At 75.2% G+C, this 17,886-nt stretch carries 10 protein-coding genes; 5 read left to right on the top strand and 5 right to left on the bottom strand.

From position 1 onward, the window contains the following. Positions 1–25: 25 nt before the first annotated feature. The 3 genes from D7147_RS12655 to D7147_RS12665 all read right to left on the bottom strand — a co-directional run bounded on the left by D7147_RS12655 (position 26) and on the right by D7147_RS12665 (position 4,433). Positions 26–508 (bottom strand): Na(+)/H(+) antiporter subunit C, encoded by a 483-nt coding sequence (locus D7147_RS12655; protein ID WP_120677072.1) that lies wholly within the window; start codon positions 506–508, stop codon positions 26–28. Beyond that, positions 505–3,339: a Na+/H+ antiporter subunit A gene (locus D7147_RS12660; protein WP_120677810.1), complete on the bottom strand. Its 2,835-nt coding sequence runs from the start codon at positions 3,337–3,339 to the stop codon at positions 505–507. Before D7147_RS12660 ends, D7147_RS12655 begins: the two co-directional genes overlap by 4 nt. A gap of 674 nt (positions 3,340–4,013) precedes the next feature. Next, positions 4,014–4,433, bottom strand: coding sequence for a hypothetical protein (locus D7147_RS12665; protein WP_120677074.1), 420 nt, complete (start codon positions 4,431–4,433; stop codon positions 4,014–4,016). 179 nt (positions 4,434–4,612) lie between these two features. Between D7147_RS12665 and D7147_RS12670 the strand changes: the two genes are divergently transcribed. Next, entirely contained in the window at positions 4,613–9,241 is a 4,629-nt protein-coding gene (locus D7147_RS12670; protein WP_120677076.1) for an ATP-dependent helicase, read from the top strand. A 183-nt stretch (positions 9,242–9,424) separates the two neighbouring features. Here the strand turns inward: D7147_RS12670 and D7147_RS12675 are convergent, their stop codons facing one another. Continuing rightward, a complete protein-coding gene (locus D7147_RS12675; RefSeq protein WP_120677077.1) occupies positions 9,425–10,006 on the bottom strand; it encodes a hypothetical protein in 582 nt (193 codons plus the stop codon). Between the two features lie 214 nt (positions 10,007–10,220). Here D7147_RS12675 and D7147_RS12680 point away from each other — a divergent pair, with 214 nt between their 5' ends. Then, a complete protein-coding gene (locus tag D7147_RS12680; RefSeq protein WP_120677080.1) occupies positions 10,221–10,712 on the top strand; it encodes a GNAT family N-acetyltransferase in 492 nt (163 codons plus the stop codon). Between the two features lie 62 nt (positions 10,713–10,774). Beyond that, positions 10,775–11,611 carry an SAM hydrolase/SAM-dependent halogenase family protein gene (locus D7147_RS12685; RefSeq protein WP_120677082.1) on the top strand — a complete coding sequence of 279 codons (837 nt, stop codon included), beginning with the start codon at positions 10,775–10,777 and terminating at the stop codon, positions 11,609–11,611. A 60-nt stretch (positions 11,612–11,671) separates the two neighbouring features. Here the strand turns inward: D7147_RS12685 and D7147_RS12690 are convergent, their stop codons facing one another. Then, complete coding sequence (locus tag D7147_RS12690) at positions 11,672–12,919, bottom strand: hypothetical protein (RefSeq protein WP_120677084.1); 1,248 nt, start codon at positions 12,917–12,919, stop codon at positions 11,672–11,674. 110 nt (positions 12,920–13,029) lie between these two features. Between D7147_RS12690 and D7147_RS12695 the strand changes: the two genes are divergently transcribed. Then, the gene (locus tag D7147_RS12695) at positions 13,030–13,908 is read left to right on the top strand and encodes a zinc finger domain-containing protein (RefSeq protein ID WP_120677087.1); all 879 of its coding nucleotides are present in this window, start codon (positions 13,030–13,032) and stop codon (positions 13,906–13,908) included. A 272-nt stretch (positions 13,909–14,180) separates the two neighbouring features. Beyond that, entirely contained in the window at positions 14,181–17,831 is a 3,651-nt protein-coding gene (locus D7147_RS12700; RefSeq protein ID WP_120677089.1) for a hypothetical protein, read from the top strand. The last annotated feature ends 55 nt before the right edge of the window (positions 17,832–17,886 follow it).

Raw genomic sequence — 17,886 nt, forward strand, 5'->3', positions numbered from 1 at the left:
GCCACCCCTGCGGCCGGGTACCCGATCACTCGACGCCCTCCCCGCGCCGCAGCCGGCGGCGCGCCGGCTCGGGGTCGACCTGCTCCGGGTCGGCGTCCGCCCCCTCGCCGCCGAGGTCCTCGGTGGTCACCTCGTCCCGCTCGGCCCGGCGGATGATCTGCCGGTCCTCGATGTCGTCCGGCACCTCGTCGTCGCCGGTCAGGTACCAGCTGCGGTAGCCGACCGCGAGCAGGAACGCGGTGAGCCCGAAGGTGATCACGATCGAGGTCAGCACCATGGCCTGCGGCACCGCGTCGCTCATCTCCTCGACCGCGCCGGTGCCGACCACCGGGGCGATGCCCGGCCGGCCCCCCAGCAGGATCAGCAGGTTGACCCCGTTGCCGAGCAGGATGACGCCGAGCAGGATCCGGGTCAGGCTCCGCTCCAGCAGCAGACTCACGCCGCAACCGACGAGCACGCCGACGATGACCACCAACACCAGCGTCGGGCCCGCCCCGCCGGCGCTCACGCGCCCTCGCCCCGCTCGACGGCCAGCCGACTGGTGGCGCCGCCGGCCGCCTCGATGTGCCGATCCACCTCGGCGCCCAGGCTGCGCAGGATGTCCAGCATCAGCCCGACCACCACGAGGTAGACGCCGATGTCGAAGAAGATCGAGGTGACCAGGTAGAAGTCACCGACCCCGGGCAGGTACAGGTCGACGCGCGCGCTCTGCAGCACCGAACCACCGGCCAGCAGCGAGACCACGCCGGTGCCGACCGAGACGGCCAGCCCGGCGCCGAGCACCGTACCGGCGCCGATCGGCGCCGCCTCGGCCAGCTCGTACCGGCCCCCGGCCAGGTAGCGCACGACCAGCGCGAGGCCCGCCACCAGCCCGCCGGAGAAGCCGCCGCCCGGCGCGTTGTGGCCGGAGAAGAGCAGGTACAGCGAGAAGAGCACGACGGTGTGGAAGATCAGCCGGGTCATCACCTCCAGCACGATCGACCGGCGCCGCTCCTCCAGGCGGGCGCCGCCGCGCAGCCAGACCGGGCGGCCGGGACGCTGCGGCCGGGCTCCCCGCTGCTGCCGTCGCGGTCGAGGCCCGGTCCGCGAGCGCTGGAAGACGAGGCTGGCCACCCCGGTCGCGGTCACCACGAGCACCGCCATCTCGCCCATCGTGTCCCACGCCCGGATGTCCACCAGGGTCACGTTGACCACGTTGCGGCCGTACCCCTCGGCGACCGCCAGGTCGGGGAAGGCCGCCGAGATGGTGGGTGCGTTCCGGGCGCTCGCGGCGACCAGCGCGAGGCCGGCGGTCACCAGCCCGACCGCGGCGCCGACCGCCCGGCGCAGCCACCGGCTGCGGCGCAGCGGCCGGGCCGAGAAGCGGGCGGGCAGCCGGCGCAGCACCAGCACGAAGACCGCGATCGTCGCGGTCTCCACCAGGAACTGGGTCAGCGCCAGGTCGGGCGCGCCGTAGAGGACGAAGAGCATGGCGGTGCCGTAGCCGGTCACCCCGACCAACAGCATCGCGGTCATCCGGCTGCGCGAGCCCACGGCCAGCACCGCCGCGACGGCGAGCACCGTGGCGACCACGAGTTGCAGCGGGGTGTCCCAGAGGGCGATTTGCTCTCCCCACGGCCGCGCGGCGAGCATCGCACCGCCGGGCAGCAGGACGAGCACGACCAGGATGGTGCCGAGGTACTGCGGGAGGGAGCCGCGCTGGGTGGCGCCGGTGACCTCGACGGCGAACCGGTCGAAGCGGCCGACCACCCATTCGTAGCCGGGGTTGCCTCCGACGGGCGCGCGCAGCCGGGCCAGCAGCGGGGTGAGCGGACCGCGCAACGCGAAGAGCGCGCCGCCGGCGACCAGCACCAGCGCCGAGAGGCCGAGCGCCGGGGTTGGGCCGGGCCAGAGCACCAGGTGCGCGTGGACCACGCCGAAGAGTTCGGCGTACGGCCGCAGCACGCCGTCCAGGCCACCGGCGAGCGGACCGGCGACCAGCCCGGCGACGGCGAGCAGGGCGGGGGGCAGCAGCAGCGGCGCGGCGATCCGGTCGAGCCGGGCGGGCGGCACGCCGGGCCGGTCGGCGAAGGCGCCCCAGAGGAAGCGCGCGCTGTAGGCGACCGTGAGGACGGTGCCGGCGACCAGTCCGGCGAGGATCACCGGCCGGTCGAGAAACGCCGCGAAGACGGCCTCCTTGGCCACGAACCCGATCAGCGGGGGGATCCCGGCCATGGAGGCCGCCGCGAGCAGCGCCACGGCGACCAGTGGGGTGGCGCCGTGCCGGAGCCCGGACAGTTCGCGCAGGTCCCGGGTGCCGGCACCGTGGTCGATGATCCCGACGACCAGGAAGAGCGTCGCCTTGAACAGGGCGTGCGCGAGCAGCATGGCGATCCCGGCGAGCGCGGCGTCCGGGGTGCCCGCCCCGGTCAGCACCACCAGCAGGCCGAGCTGGCTCACCGTGCCGTACGCCAGCAGCAGCTTCAGGTCGGTCTGCCGCAGCGCGGCCCAACCACCGACGATCATGGTGGCCAGCCCCGCGCCGAGCACCACGGGACGCCAGGGCCCGACGGTGGCGAGCGCCGGCGCGAGCAGCCCCACCAGGTAGACACCGGCCTTCACCATGGCCGCCGCGTGCAGGTACGCACTCACCGGGGTGGGTGCCGCCATCGCCACCGGCAGCCAGGAGCTGAACGGCAGCACCGCCGACTTCGACAGCGCGCCGATCAGGATCAACACCACGGCGGTGATCAGGTAGCCGCCGGCGGGCAGCGAGCCGGCGGCGATCTCCGACCATCGGTAGGTGCCGGCGTGCTCGCCGAGCAGGATGAAGCCGATCAGCATGGCCAGCCCGCCGAGGGTGGTGACCATCAGCGCCTGGGCGGCCGCCCACCGACTGGATCGACGTTCGGTGCTGTGCCCGATCAGCAGGTAGGAGAAGATCGTGGTCAGTTCCCAGCCGACGTAGAGCAGCAGCAGGTCGTCGGCGAGGACGACGCAGAGCATCGCCCCGGCGAACGCGACCAGCACGGTGGCGAACCGGGCCAGGCCGAGCGAGCCGGGGCTGAAGTAGCGGGCGCAGTAGACCAGGACGAGCGTGCCGACCCCGCCGACCAGCAGGGTCATCAGCCAGTTGAGCGTGCCGAGCCGGAACGCGAATTCGAGCCCGAGCTGCCCGACCCACGGGTACGTCTCGACCACCGCCCGCCCGTCGCGGACGGTCGGGGTCTGCGCCAGTGCCCAGCCGAACGCGGCGGCCGGCGCCAAGGCCAACGGGTAGCACGCGCGCGGACCCCACCATCGCACGAAGAGCGGCGCGAGGAGTGCCGCCACGAGGTGGAGGATCAGCAGTACGAGCACCCGCACTCCCGGTCGTGGTGGCAGCGGCGGACGCCTCCGGCGGGTCGGCGCCTAGGGCGTGTGTCGAAGTCCTCGGTCGAGCCGAGGCGGAGTCCAGGCGGCGGTCCGGCAAGGCGGGGATTCGTTCGGATACCGGTGTTGTATCCGGACGAAGCGCCGACGCCGCCGGTCGTCGTCTGGGCCCGCCGCAGGCCGGCCAGGGACTTTGACACATGCCCTAGCTGCGATCAGACGCCAGTTCTGCGCGCTTCGGGCGCGTTTACGCAAAGTCGCCCGCGTTGTCCGTGTCCCGGGTTCACCCGATGCACCGGCCCGGACCTGCGCCGGGCGTTGATCGACTCGACTTCCTCGATGTCGGGGCGTGCCGGCGGCGTGGATGGCCCGACATCAAGGAGGTCGAGTTGGTCTTGCGCTCCCAATCGGGGCGAGGCCACCAGACCGAGCAACGGGCGGCACGGCCGGGGCCGGGCGGCTCAGCCGGGGCCGGGCGGCTCAGCCGGGGCCGGGCGGCTCAGCCGGGGCCGGGCGGCTCAGCCGGGGCCGGGCGGCTCGCCGAGAGGGTTTGGTCGTCGGCGCGGGCGCGGGCGCGGCGACGACCGGGGCCGGGCGGTTCGGCGCAGGGGTCTGGTCGTCGGCGCGGACGCGCGGCCGGCCCGGCGGGTGCCGGCGAGGACTCAGCGGGTGACGGCGCGGCCGGCGGGGCCCGGGTCGACGGCCCGCCCCACCCCGGCGCCGCACGACTCCGGGCCGGGCCGGTCGTCGAGCGGCAGCTCGGCCAGCAGGTCGGCGTGCCCGAGCTGCTCGGCGACCCGCCGCACCACCCGCTCGGCGGCGGCCAGCGAGCGGACCGAGAGCAGCCGCCCTCGGCTCTCGCGGCGGAGCACGAAGTAGTGCACGGCGGCGCGGACCTGCCCCCGGTCGGCGGCGCTGGCGTGTGCGGTGGAGACGACCAACTCGCGCAGGCAGCGGCCCAGCCGCTCGGCGAGTTCCAGCTCGGCGCCGCGCAGGCCGGCGCGGACCGCGGCGAGATGACTGTCGACCTTGCGGATGAGCACGTCGGTGCCGGGCTCGAGGTTCCGCTGTTCGACGGTCATCCGATCCCCTCCACCCGCAGCGTGTCGTGAGTGAAGTTACTTTATGTTGCTCAACCCAAGCAAGCAGTTAAGTGAGACTTAATACGTTAAGTGTCATATCCACGGTTGAAGCTCTTGTAGTCGGACAAAACCATTGCCCGCCGCTACGGCTTGTCAGAGGCGCGCGGCAGGATAGAGAGATGGCGGAGATGGCAGCCGGCCCGGCAGCGGGCGGCACAGACACGCTGGGCGAGTTCGGCCCGGCGACGCGCGAGTGGTTCAGCGCCGCCTTCGCCGCACCCACCGCCGCCCAGACGGGGGCCTGGCGCGCGATCTCCGCCGGCCACAACGCGCTCGTGGTGGCGCCGACCGGCTCCGGCAAGACCCTCGCCGCGTTCCTCTGGTCGCTGGACCGGCTCGCCCGCGAGCCCGCCCCGGCCGACGCCCGGCAGCGCTGCCGAGTGCTCTACGTCAGCCCGCTCAAGGCGCTCGCCGTCGACGTGGAGCGCAACCTCCGCGCCCCGCTCGCCGGCCTGCGCCAGGCGGCCACCCGGCTCGGCATCGCCCCGCCCGAGATCACCGTGGGGATGCGCACCGGCGACACCCCCGCCGACGAGCGGCGGGCCTTCGCGCGCACCCCGCCCGACATCCTCATCACCACGCCGGAGTCGCTCTTCCTGCTGCTCACCTCCGCCGCCCGCGACTCGCTGCGCGGCGTGGAGACGGTCATCGTCGACGAGGTGCACGCGGTGGCCGGCAGCAAGCGCGGCGCGCACCTCGCGCTCTCCCTGGAACGCCTCGACGAGCTGCTACCCACGCCCGCCCAGCGGATCGGCCTCTCCGCCACGGTCCGCCCGATCGACGGCTGCGCCCGGTTCCTCGGCGGCGCCCGGCCCGTCGACGTCGTCCAGCCGGCCACCGCGAAGACCATCGAGGTCACCGTCCAGGTTCCGGTCGAGGACATGACCCGCCTCGACGAGCAGGAGCAGCCCCCCGAGGACGGGCTGGGCGGGCCGGGGCCGAGGCGCGCCTCGATCTGGCCGGCCGTCGAGGAGCGGGTCTACTCCCTGATCCGGGCGCACCGCTCGACCATCGTCTTCACCAACTCCCGCCGCGGTGCCGAACGGCTCTGCGCCCGGCTCAACGAACTGGCCGCCGACGAGCTGGCCGGCGGCCCCGACGGCGAGCCCGGCAACGCCCGCGAGGCGCAGGCGCGGACGGCCGGCCCGCTGCGGGCACCCCGCCCGCCGGCCGAGGTGATGGCGCAGTCCGGCGCCGCCGTCGGCGCCGCGCCGGTGATCGCCCGGGCCCACCACGGCAGCGTCTCCCGGGAGGAGCGCAAGCACATCGAGGAGTCGCTCAAATCCGGGCAGCTCCCCGCCGTGGTCGCCACCTCCAGCCTGGAGCTCGGCATCGACATGGGCGCCGTCGACCTGGTCGTGCAGATCGAGGCGCCGCCCAGCGTCGCCGCCGGGCTGCAACGCGTCGGCCGCGCCGGGCACCAGGTCGGTGCGGTCTCCCGCGGAGTGGTCTTCCCGAAACACCGTGGCGACCTGCTCTCCTGCGCCGTGGTCGCGGAACGGATGGGCGCGGGCGCGATCGAGGAGCTGCGCCTGCCGCGCAATCCGCTCGACGTGCTGGCCCAGCAGATCGTCGCGATGGTGGCGCTCGAACCGTGGGGCGTCGGCGACCTGGCCGTCCTGGTCCGCCGGGCGGCGCCCTTCGCCGAGCTGCCCGACTCGGCCCTGCACGGCGTGCTCGACATGCTCTCCGGCCGCTACCCGTCGACCGCCTTCGCCGAGCTGCGCCCCCGGCTGGTCTGGGACCGGGCCACCGACCTGCTCACCGGGCGGCCCGGGGCGCAGCGGCTCGCGGTGACCAGCGGCGGCACGATTCCCGACCGGGGTCTCTTCGGCGTCTTCCTGGCCGGAGCCGAGCGCGCCGCCCGGGTCGGGGAGCTCGACGAGGAGATGGTCTACGAGTCGCGGGTCGGCGACGTCTTCCTGCTCGGCTCCTCCTCCTGGCGGATCGAGGAGATCACCCCCGACCGGGTGCTCGTCTCCCCCGCGCCCGGGCAGGCCGCCCGGATGCCGTTCTGGAAGGGCGACACCGTGGGCCGCCCCGTCGAGCTGGGCCGGGCCATCGGCGCCCGGGTGCGTACCCTGCTGCGGCAGAGCGACGAGGCGGCGATCAACGCGCTGCGCGCCGGCGGGCTCGACGACTGGGCCGCCGGCAACCTGATGGCCTACCTGCGCGAGCAGCGGGCGTCCACCCGATCCCTGCCGGACGACCGGACGATCGTCGTCGAGCGGTTCCGCGACGAGCTGGGTGACTGGCGGCTCGCCGTGCACAGCGTGCTGGGAGCCCGGGTCAACGCGCCCTGGGCGCTGGCCATCGCCCGGCGACTGACCGAACGCTACGGCGTGGACGCCCAGGTGATGCCCTCCGACGACGGCATCGTCGTACGCCTGCCGGACACCCTCGACGAGCCGCCCGGCGCCGACCTGGTCGCCTTCGAGCCCGACGAGATCGGCCAGCTCGTGGAGGAGTCGGTCGGCACCTCCGCGCTCTTCGCGGCCCGCTTCCGCGAGTGCGCGGCCCGCTCCCTGCTGCTGCCCCGCCGCGACCCCCGCCGCCGGCAGCCGCTCTGGCAGCAGCGCCAGCGCTCCGCCCAACTGCTCGACGTCGCCCGGGAGTACGCGGACTTCCCGGTCACCCTGGAAGCGGCCCGGGAGTGCCTGCAGGACGTCTTCGACCAGCCCGCGCTGGCCGACGTGATGCGCGACCTGGCCGCCCGCCGGGTCCGCCTGGTCGAGGTGGAGACCAACCAGCCGTCGCCCTTCGCCCGCTCGCTGCTCTTCGGCTACGTCGGCGCGTTCCTCTACGAGGGTGACGCTCCGCTCGCCGAACGGCGCGCCGCCGCGCTGGCGCTCGACTCGGCGCTCCTCGGTGAGCTGCTCGGCCGGGTCGACCTGCGGGAGCTGCTCGACCCGACGGTCCTCGCCGAGTCCGAGCGGCAGCTGCGGTGGCTGACCGAGCAACGTCGCCCGCGCGACGCCGAGGACGTGGTCGAGCTGCTGCGGGTGCTCGGCGACCTCAACGCCGCCGAGCTGGCCGAGCGCGGCGTACCGGACGGCTGGCTCACCGAGTTGGCGGCGGCCCGCCGGGTGCTGCGCGTACGCATCGCCGGTGAGGAGCGCTGGGTAGGCGTAGAGGACGCCGCCCGGCTGCGCGACGCGCTCGGGGTGGCGCTGCCGGTCGGGGTGGCCGAGGCGTACCTCGCCCCGGTCGCCGACCCGCTCGGCGATCTCGTCGCCCGGTACGCCCGCACCCACGGTCCGTTCGCGGCCGCCAGCTGCGCGGCCCGGTTCGGGCTCGGTGTCTTCGTGGTGGAGCAGGCGCTGCGCCGGCTCGCCGCCACCGGCCGGGTGGTCTCCGGCGAGTTCACCCCGGAGAGCGTCGGCACGCAGTGGTGTGACGCCGAGGTGCTGCGGCTGCTGCGCCGCCGGTCCCTGGCCGCGCTGCGCCGCGAGATCGAACCGGTGCCGCCGCGAGCCCTCGCCGCGTTTCTGCCCCGCTGGCAGCAGGTCGGCTCGTCCGCCCGTGGCGTGGAGGCCCTCGCGGCCACGGTCGAACAGCTGCAGGGCGCGGCCGTGCCGGCGTCGGCGCTGGAGCGGCTGGTGCTGCCGAGCCGGGTCGCCGACTACTCGCCGGCCCAGCTCGACGAGCTCTGCGCCAGCGGCGAGGTGCTCTGGGCCGGTTCCGGCGCCATCTCCGGCGGGGACGGCTGGGTCACCCTCGCGTACGCGGACACCGCGCCGCTGCTGCTGCCCCCACCGGACGAGGCGCTGACCCTCACCCCGCTGCACGAGGCCGTGCTCGACGCGCTCTCCGACGGGCAGGCGCTCTTCTTCCGTCCGCTCGCCGACCGGGTCGGCTCGACCGACGACGCCGCGCTGACCGGCGCCATCTGGGATCTGGTCTGGGCCGGTCAGCTCACCAACGACACGCTCGCCCCGCTGCGGGCGGTGCTCGGCGCCGGCGGAGCGCACCGCTCCCGGCCGTCCGCCCCGCGCACCCGCTACCGGCGTCCGGGCCGGGTGGCGCTGCCCAGCCGCGGCGGCCCACCGACCGTGGCCGGGCGCTGGTCCCGACTCCCGGAGCGGGACGTCGACCCGACCCGCCGGGCGGCGGCCCTCGCCGACGTGCTGCTGGAGCGGCACGGCGTGGTCACCCGGGGCGCGGTCGTGGCCGAGCAGGTCGTCGGCGGCTTCTCGGCGGTCTACCCGGTGCTCTCCGCGCTCGAGGAGCGGGGGGCGGCCCGGCGGGGCTACTTCGTCGAGGGGCTGGGCGCGGCGCAGTTCGCGGTGCCCGGCGCGGTGGAGCGGATCCGGGCACTGGCCGAGTCGGCCGACGGCGAGCGGGGCGGGCGGGGCGGGGCGACCCTGGTGCTCGCGGCGACCGATCCGGCCAACCCGTACGGCGCCGCGCTGCCCTGGCCGGATCGGGCGGTCGACTCGGGCGACGGCGACACCCCGGCGACCGGGCATCGGGCCGGCCGCAAGGCGGGTGCCCTGGTCGTCCAGGTCGCCGGCGACCTGGTGCTCTACGTGGAGCGGGGTGGGCGCACCCTGCTCTCCTTCACCGACGACGCGGACGTGCTCGCGGCGGCCGGCAAGGCGCTCGCCGACGCGGTCCACTCCGGCGCGCTCGGGGCCATCTCCGTGGAGCGGGCCGACGGCGAGGCGGTGCACGCCTCGCCGCTGCGCGACGCGCTGACCGCCGCCGGTTTCCGGACCACCCCGCGGGGCCTGCGGCTACGCGGCTGACCCGGCGACGACGCGCCGCGGGCTACGCGGCCCGACCCGGGATGACCCGGCGCAGAGCCCGCGGTTGACCGACCGACCACGGGACGGCGTGGCGCAGAAGCCCGCAGCTACCCGCCCGACCACGGGATGAACCGGCGCAGAGCCCGCGGTTGACCACGGGACGACCGTACGCGGGCGGATCGGTCAGCCGAGGCCGGCGAGCACCTTCTCGTAGCGTGGCCGGTCGGCGGCCGGGGTCCGGGCCGCCAGGTAGTTGAGCACCACCGCGCCCCGCCGGTACGACTGACCGCTCCAGGTGTCGGCGATGTCGCTCGCGCTGGTGGCGTCGGGGAAGACGTACACCGTGAGCGCATCCGTGGCGACGATCTCCGAGCAGCCCAGCCCGAGCCCGTCCGGTCCGCAGTCGACGGAGCGGTCACGGGGGTTGGGCACCTTCAGACCCGCGGCCCGGAACGCGTCGATCACCTGCTTGGCACCCGGGGCGCCGGCCGGACGGCGGGGCAGCACCACCGGTGGCGGGCTGGCCGGGCGGCGCTCGGTGGGCTCCTGCACGGCGGGTGCGTCGCCGGCCGGCGGCACCGCCGGAGCAGTGGGGCTCGGCCCGGCGACGGACGGGCTCGGCGAGAGCACCGGGGACGGGCTGGTGGTCGGGGTGCTGGACGTCACGGCCGCCGCCCCCGTGGGCCTGTCCCCGTCGCCGCATCCGGCGATGAGGGAGACAGCCACGACGAGCACCGCGACCGCGGGCAGGCTCCGATGTGTCACCAGGGCAGTCTCCCGAACGGTGGCGCAGGGCGGCAGTGGCCGGTCGGCCAGTGGCCGTGTCCCATATCCGGCACGAGACGCCGCTGTCGCGCAGGCACCGGGTGCGTCGGTGCGGACGGGCGAGCGCGCTCGCCGACGCGGAACTCGCGGGCGCTCGCCGGGTGTCCCCGCTAGCATCGCCGGCTGACGTGACACCGGCGGATGAGGAGACGGCATGGGCGAGGTCACCGTACGGGAGGCGGAGCGCGACGACCGGGCGGGCGTGGACGCGCTGCACGACCGGGAGTGGGGCGGCCCGTACGTCATCGCCCACGACGTCCGCTACGACCTGCGTACCGTGCCGACGCTGGTGGCGGTGGACGGCGCCGGCGCCGTGGTCGGCGCGCTCGCGTTCCACTGCGACGCCGACGGGCTGGAGGTGGTGAGCGTGGTGGCCGCCGTCCCCGGCGAAGGGGTCGGCACCGCCCTGCTGGAGGCGGCCGCGACGCGGGCCCGGGCGGCGGGCCTGCACCGGCTCTGGCTGATCACCACGAACGACAACCTGCGGGCGCTCCGCTTCTACCAGCGGCGCGGCCTGCGGCTGGTCGCGGTGGACCCGGGGGCGGTGGACCGGGCCCGTCGCCTGAAGCCGGAGATCCCGTTCGTCGGCGAGGACGGCATCCCGCTGCACGACGAGCTGATCCTGGAGCTGCGTACCGCCCGGTGAGCGCGGCGGCGCCGGGTCGGATCCCGGGCCGACGTGCCCGCCCGGGAGTTAGCCTGCTCTCCATGCCCGGCACGCCCTGGATCTCCCTGACCACCGACTACGGTCTCACCGACGGCTTCGTGGCCGCCTGCCACGGAGTGATCGCCCGGCTCGCCCCGGCCGCCCGGGTGATCGACGTGACGCACCTGGTGCCGCCGGCCGACGTACGCCACGGCGCGGCCGTGCTCGCCCAGACCGTCGCGTACCTGCCGGTCGGGGTGCACGTCGCGGTGGTCGATCCGGGTGTCGGCACCGCCCGTCGCGGTGTCGCCCTGGCCGCCCCGGACGGGCTGCTGATCGGGCCGGACAACGGGCTGCTGCCCGACGCCGCGGACGCGCTGGGCGGGGTGACCGCCGCGGTCGAGCTGACCAACCCGGCCTGGCTGGCCCCGCGGGTGTCCGGCACGTTCCACGGCCGGGACGTCTTCGCACCGGTCGCGGCGCGGCTGGCGCTCGGTGCGTCGCTTCACGAGGCCGGACCCGCGATCGACCCGGCGGGGCTGGTCCGGCTGCCCGAGCCGATCGTGGCGGCGGACCCCGCCGGCTTCACGGCGGAGGTGTTGACCGTGGACCACTTCGGCAACGTGCAGCTCGCGGCCGCGGCCGAGCTGCTGGACGGGCTCGCCCCGACGGTGCGGGTGAGCGCGCCGGCCGCCGCCCCGCTGCCGGCGCCGGAACCGGTCGAGCAGAGTGCGTCGGGCCGGGTGGCCGTGCGGGGGCGGACGTTCGGCGACGCCCGGCCGGGTGGGCTCGTGGTGCACCCCGACTCGGCCGGCCGGGTGGCGGTGGCCGTGAACGGCGGCCGGGCCGTGGACCGGCTCGGCGTACGCCCGGGGGACCTGGTGCGGATCAGCGGCTGAGCGTCGGTCGGTCGACGCCGGGCGCCGGGCCGGGACGCAGGGTCCCGGCCCGGGGCGGGCTCAGCAGCGGGGCACGGTGCCGCCGTAGACGGCGGAGATGTAGCCGTGGCTGACGTACTGGCCGGTGGCGAGGCGGTTCCACCGGTTGGTGGTGCGGAACGGGCCGGCGACGGTCTGGCCGGTCACGTAGCACTGGATCGGCACGTTCGCGTAGCGGGCGGCGAGCCCTCGGGACGCGTACGTGGTGCTCGCGCCGGCGCGGATGTTCAGCGGGCCGTCGCCGACGACACCGTGCGGGCCGGAGCCGGTCCACAGGTAGGCCACGTCGACGAAGACGTTCGTGGTGAGCAGCAACCCGTCCCAGAAGGTCCCGTCGGCGAGGTCGATGCCGGCCGGGTTGAGCACCACCCGGCCGAACTGGTCGCGCCCGCCGTTGTAGCCGTTCTGGTAGGCCGCCTGCGCCTGCGGCCGGCCCTGCGGCAGGTCCTTCCAGTTCTCCCGTACGGCGCTGGGGTTCCAGTAGTCGTCCCGGGTGTTCCACGGTCCGACGTCCCACACGGGGGCGTAGGTACAGCGGCTGCCGCTGGTGGTGCAGACCCGCACGGTGTAGTCCCCGGTGTTGTTCGGCGCGAGCCCACGCCGGGAGGGCAGCGCCACGAAGTGGTCGCGCGGCTGGATGGTCCGCCCGTTGGCGGTGACCTCGCCGACCAGGCCGATCCGGGTGGCGAAGACGCGGTAGGTGCGGCCGGGGCTGGCGGCCGTCACGGCGGCCCGCGCGTCGGCGGTGAGTCGGACTCCACGGATCGTGGCGACGGCCCGGGCGTCGCGGGCGGTGAGGACCAGCCGGGGCTGCACCCTGGTCACCGGTTGGTCGAAGACGGCGGTGGTGGCGCGCCACTCGGTCCAGCCGCCGATCGTGCGCCAGCCGCGCACCTGCGTCTCCACGGTGGCGCCCGGCGGGACCGCCGCGGTGACCTCGGCGTGCACCCGGGTGGCCGGCCTCGCCAGGTTGTGCGGCGCGCCGAGGAGCATCCCCTCGGCTGTGGGCCGGGTGGACCGCGCGACTCCCGATCGGGGGTCGCGCAGGCGGAGCCCGGCGGGAGTGCGCCGGACGTTGACGTCGTCGCCGCCGACGACGGAGAGGTCGACGCTCCACCGTTCGGCGTCGCCCGGCGCCGCGGCGGCGAAGGCCGTGACGAGCGGTGGGGCCGCCGGCACCGGGCCGGCGGCGGGGAGCAGTGCGGCGGTGAGGAGGACGGTCAGGGAGGCGAGGACTGCGAATCGGATACGACGATGACGGTGTCTCATGGGCATTCTCCTCAGAACTCCCTGATAGTGCCCATGTCAGGAGATCAAGCGTAACCACGGTACAAATAGCGATACATGCGAATCAGGCTCGGCCGAGGGAGAATGGCAGGATGCCCGAAGGCGACACCGTCTGGAACACCGCCCGCGTCCTGCACCGGGCGCTGGCCGGCGCGACGCTGACGGCGAGCGAGTTCCGGGTGCCGCAGCTCGCCACCACCGATCTCGCCGGCTGGACCGTGCGCGAGTCGGTCGCCCGCGGCAAGCACCTGCTGCTTCGCCTCACCGCCCCGGTCAGCGCCGGCGCCACCCCGGCCGGCGGGCCCGAGGGCACGAACGGCGCCGCCCCGGTCGCCTCGACCGCCGACGGGAGCACGCCCGCGGCGAGCTGGACGCTCCACTCGCACCTGCGGATGGACGGCGCCTGGCGGGCGTACGCGCCAGGGGACCGCTGGGCCGCCCGCCCCGGCCACCTGATCCGGGTGGTGCTGCGCAGCACCGAGGCGGTGGCGGTCGGCTACCACCTGCACGAGTTGGCGCTGGTGCCCAGCGCGGAGGAGGAGCAGCTGGTCGGTCACCTCGGCCCGGACCTGCTCGGTCCGGACTGGGATCCGGCCGAGGCGCTCCGGCGGCTCGCCGCCCACCCCGACACCCCCGTCGCCGAGGCGCTGCTCGACCAGCGCAACCTCGCCGGGGTCGGCAACCTCTACAAGTGCGAACTGCTCTTCCTGCGCGGCGTCTCGCCGTGGACGCCGGTGCGCGCGGTGCCCGACCTGCCCGGCCTGGTCGCCCTCGCGCAGCGGCTGCTCGGCGCCAACCGGGGCCGCTGGACGCAGAGCAGCACCGGCTCGCTGCACCGGGGGCAGACCACCTACGTGTACGGGCGGCGGGCCCAGCCGTGCCGCCGGTGCGGCACGGCGATCCGCAAGGAGGAGTTGGGCGAGCGGGTCACCTACTGGTGCCCGGTCTGCCAGCCGGACCCGGCCCGCTGACGCGACGGCCGCCGCGCCCCGCCGGGTCGGCCACCGGGTTGACGAACACGCGCCCGCTGGTGACGTGCCCCGCGACGTTTCACCGTGGCCTGCCGTTCCGCACGCCACGGGCTACGCCACCCGTTGCCCAGAATGGGACGATTGGGTAATTCCTAACCCGACCCCGAGGTCGCATGCTGCGATTGGGCGTTCACCAGACGTCAGCAGAGCCGGCCCGACCGGATCCGCCACGCCGGGGTGGCGGCGGTCGTGCCCCGACCCCGGGGAGAGCCATGGCGATGTTCCGCAGACTCCGGACCAGCTGGGCGGAGCGGGCGACGCGCGGCGGCACCGACCGCTCCGCCGACAACGGTGCGGCGACGACCGTCCCGACGGCCCGCGCCGCCGAGGAGACGGTCACGGCCGCACCGGCCAGCCTGGATCCCGCCGCCGTCCCGCGCTGCTTCGGTCCGGTGCCGAACTTCGCCCGCAGCCCGCTGCCGATCCGCGAGCCCGACGGCAAGGTGCTGCCCGGCACCGGCCTGCGCAAGTTCGTCGACGCGCTGCCCGGGCCGGGTCCGCTGCACCGCACCGAGTTGGGCGGCTACCTGCCGGTGGCGGTGCCGGACACCATCACCTACCCCGGCTGCGACTACTACGAGATCGGCCTGCAGCAGTACGCGCAGCGGCTGCACCGGGACCTGCCCGCCACCCGGTTGCGGGGTTACCGGCAGCTCAACCTCGGTACCGACCGGTCCGGGCACAACACCGTGGCGCCGCCGGGCCGTCCATGGCACCTCGGCCCGCTGATCCGCGCCCGGCGCGGCCGACCGGTGCGGATCAAGTTCATCAACCAGCTCCCCACCGGCCGGGCCGGCGAACTCTTCCTGCCGGTCGACGAGTCCGTCGAGGGCGCCGGCCTCGGGCCGTTGGACGGCCCGGCACCGTACCCGCAGAACCGGGCCGTGCTGCACCTCGCGGGCGCCCAGACCGGCTGGATCAGCGCGGGCAACCCGCTGCAGTGGGTCACGCCGGCCGGCGAGATCACCCCGTACCCGACGGGCGTGTGCCTGAACCACGTGCCGGACATGCCACCACCCGGCACCGGCGCCACCACGCTCTACTACCCGAACGAGCAGAGCGGCCGGCTCCTGTGGTTCCACGACAACACCCTGGGCCTGTCCCGGCTGACCGTCTACTCCGGGCAGCTCGCGCTCTACCTGCTCACCGACCCGGTCGAGGAACAGCTCGTGGCCGACGGGGTGCTCCCCGGCGACGAGCTGCCACTGGTGATCCAGGACAAGACGTTCGTGCCGGACGACACCCAGCTCGCCGCGGAGGACCCGACCTGGGACCGGGACCGCTGGGGAGCGCGCGGCAGCCTCTGGTTCCCGCACGTCTACCAGCCCCGGCAGAATCCGTACCGCGGCGAGGGGACCAACCCCACCGGCCGCTGGGACTACGGGCCCTGGTCGCGGGTCGCCGACGACGACCGCGAACTCGACCAGGACGGAGGCTCGACGCGTCCCGGGCCGGTGCCGAACCCGCACCACGACCCGGTGGCCGCGGCCGAGGAGCCGCCGTTGACGCCGGGGGTGCCGCACCCCAGCGCGGTTCCCGAAGCGTTCGGTGACACCCCACTGGTCAACGGGGTCGCCTACCCCTACCTGGAGGTGGAGCCGCGGGCGTACCGGTTCCGGATCCTCAACGCCTGCCTGGACCGCGGCCTCAACCTGCAGCTCTACCGGGCCGGCTCGGACGCTCCGATGTGGGACGACGAGGGCGGCCTGCTCGACGCCGACGCGGGCGAGGTGCCGATGGTGCCGGCGGCGCGGGCACCCGGCCGGCCGGTGGACTGGCCGGCCGACGGGCGCGACGGCGGGGTGCCCGACCCGCGCGCGGCCGGGCCGGAGCTGATCCAGATCGGCAACGACGGTGGCCTGCTGCCCGCGCCGGTGGTGATCCGCAACCGTCCGGTCGGCTACCGGTACGACCGACGCGATCCGACGGTGCTCAACGTCGACGGGCAGGCGCTGCTGCTCGCCCCGGGCGAGCGCGCGGATGTCGTGGTGGACTTCTCGACCGTGCCACCGGGCGGCACGCTGATCCTCTACAACGACTGCCCCGCCCCGCTGCCCGGCTTCGACCCTCGCTACGACCACCACACCGACGCGCCCGACCGCACCACCGAGGGCGGCTCACCGCCCACCCTCCCCGGGTACGGGCCGAACACAAGGACCCTGCTCCAGTTCCGCGTACGCGGCACCCCGGCGGCCCCGTACGACCTGGCCCGGCTGCGGGAGCGGCTGCCCCGGGCGTACGCGGCCAGCCAGCGTCCGCCGATCGTGCCGCAGCCGGCCTACGACGCGGCGATCGGCACCCGCACGCCCCGGGAGACGGTGGTGCCGGTGCACGCCGCGACGGTGACCTTCACCCCGGCCGGCGGCGCCGTGCCGGTCGCGGTTCCGATCGCGGTGAAGGCCGTGCAGCAGGTCTTCGAGCCCGGGTACGGCCGGGCCGCCGGCCGGCTCGGCGTGGCGCACCCGCACGCCGGGCCGCTCTCCCCCGCCACGCTGCCGCTCGGCCCCGACGACCCGGCCACCGAAATCCTCTTCGCGGCCGACCCGGCGGTGCCCATCGGTGCCCCGGCCGACGGCACTCAGCTCTGGCGGATCGTGGGCAGCAGCCGGCAGACCGAGGCGCTGCGTCTGGACGGCTGCGACCTGCAGGTGGTCAACCGGGTCGGGTGGGATGGCACGATCCGCCCGCCGGAGCCCGGTGAGCTGGGCTGGAAGGAGGTGGTTCGGGTCAACCCCCGGGAGGACCTGGTCGTCGCGCTGCGTGCGGTCGCCCCGACCCTGCCCTTCAAGATCGGCGACAGTGTCCGGCTGCTGGACCCGACACGACCGGCCGGCACCCGCACCGGCTCGACCCCGGTGAGCCCGTTCGACGGGCGGCCCGCGGTGGTCGTGAACCAGCTGGTGAACCTCGGCTGGGAGTACCGCTGGCACAGCCAGCTCGGCAGTCGCCGCGACCTGGGGATGAACCGTCCGCTGGTGCTCCGCGTCTCGCCGAAGGCGCCCACCGGGCTGACCGCCACCTCGGCGCCGGGCTCGGCCACCGCGCTGCCCGCCATCGCCCTCACCTGGACCGGCAACGGCGGGCGGCCACCGGCCACCAGCCACCTGCTGCAACGGGCCACCGACGCGGCCTTCACCACCGGGGTCACCACGATCACCGTGGCGGCCACCGCCACCCGGTACACCGACGCCACGGTCACCCCGGGAATCACCTACCACTACCGAATCCGGGCCGAGAACGCCGTGAGCTGCTCGTCCTGGTCGAACAGCGTGCCCGCATCGGTGCGGCTCACCGCCCCCGCCGGGCTCGCCGCGGCGATCCCACCGGCCGCTCCGCTCCGGGTCGCGCTGCGCTGGTCGAACCGCTCCTTCGCCACCGGGATCGACGTGCAGCGGGCCACCAACCCGACGTTCACCAGCGGACCGGCCACCACCGCCATCGCGGTGGGCGACAACCACCTGGACACCGCGGTCGCCCCGGACACCACGTACTACTACCGGGTGCGGACGACCTATCTCGGCGCCGCCTCGCCCTGGTCGACGGTGGGCACGGTCACCACCCCGCCGGCTCCGGCGACCCCGACCACGGTGACCGTCGGCGCCGACGCGCCCGGGCCGGACACGGCGACGGTGCTGTTGGGCTGGTCACCGGGGACCGCGCCCGGTCCGGGCGCCGGGTTCATCGTCCAGCGCGCCGTCGATCCCGCGTTCAGCCGCGAGGTCGCCACGTTCACGGTCACCGGGCCGAGCTTCACCAACACCGGGCTGGCCCGCGGCGTCACGTACCACTACCGGATCCGCGCGTTCAACGTGGTCGGCAGCTCCGCCTTCACCGCCCCCGCCACCATCACCACCCCGTCCTGACCCCGGATCGGGTGCCGCACTTTCACTGAAAGAGTGCTCATTCCGCGTGGAACAG

Origin of the sequence: Micromonospora musae, from assembly GCF_003626545.1 — a bacterium.
GTDB lineage: Bacteria > Actinomycetota > Actinomycetes > Mycobacteriales > Micromonosporaceae > Micromonospora > Micromonospora musae.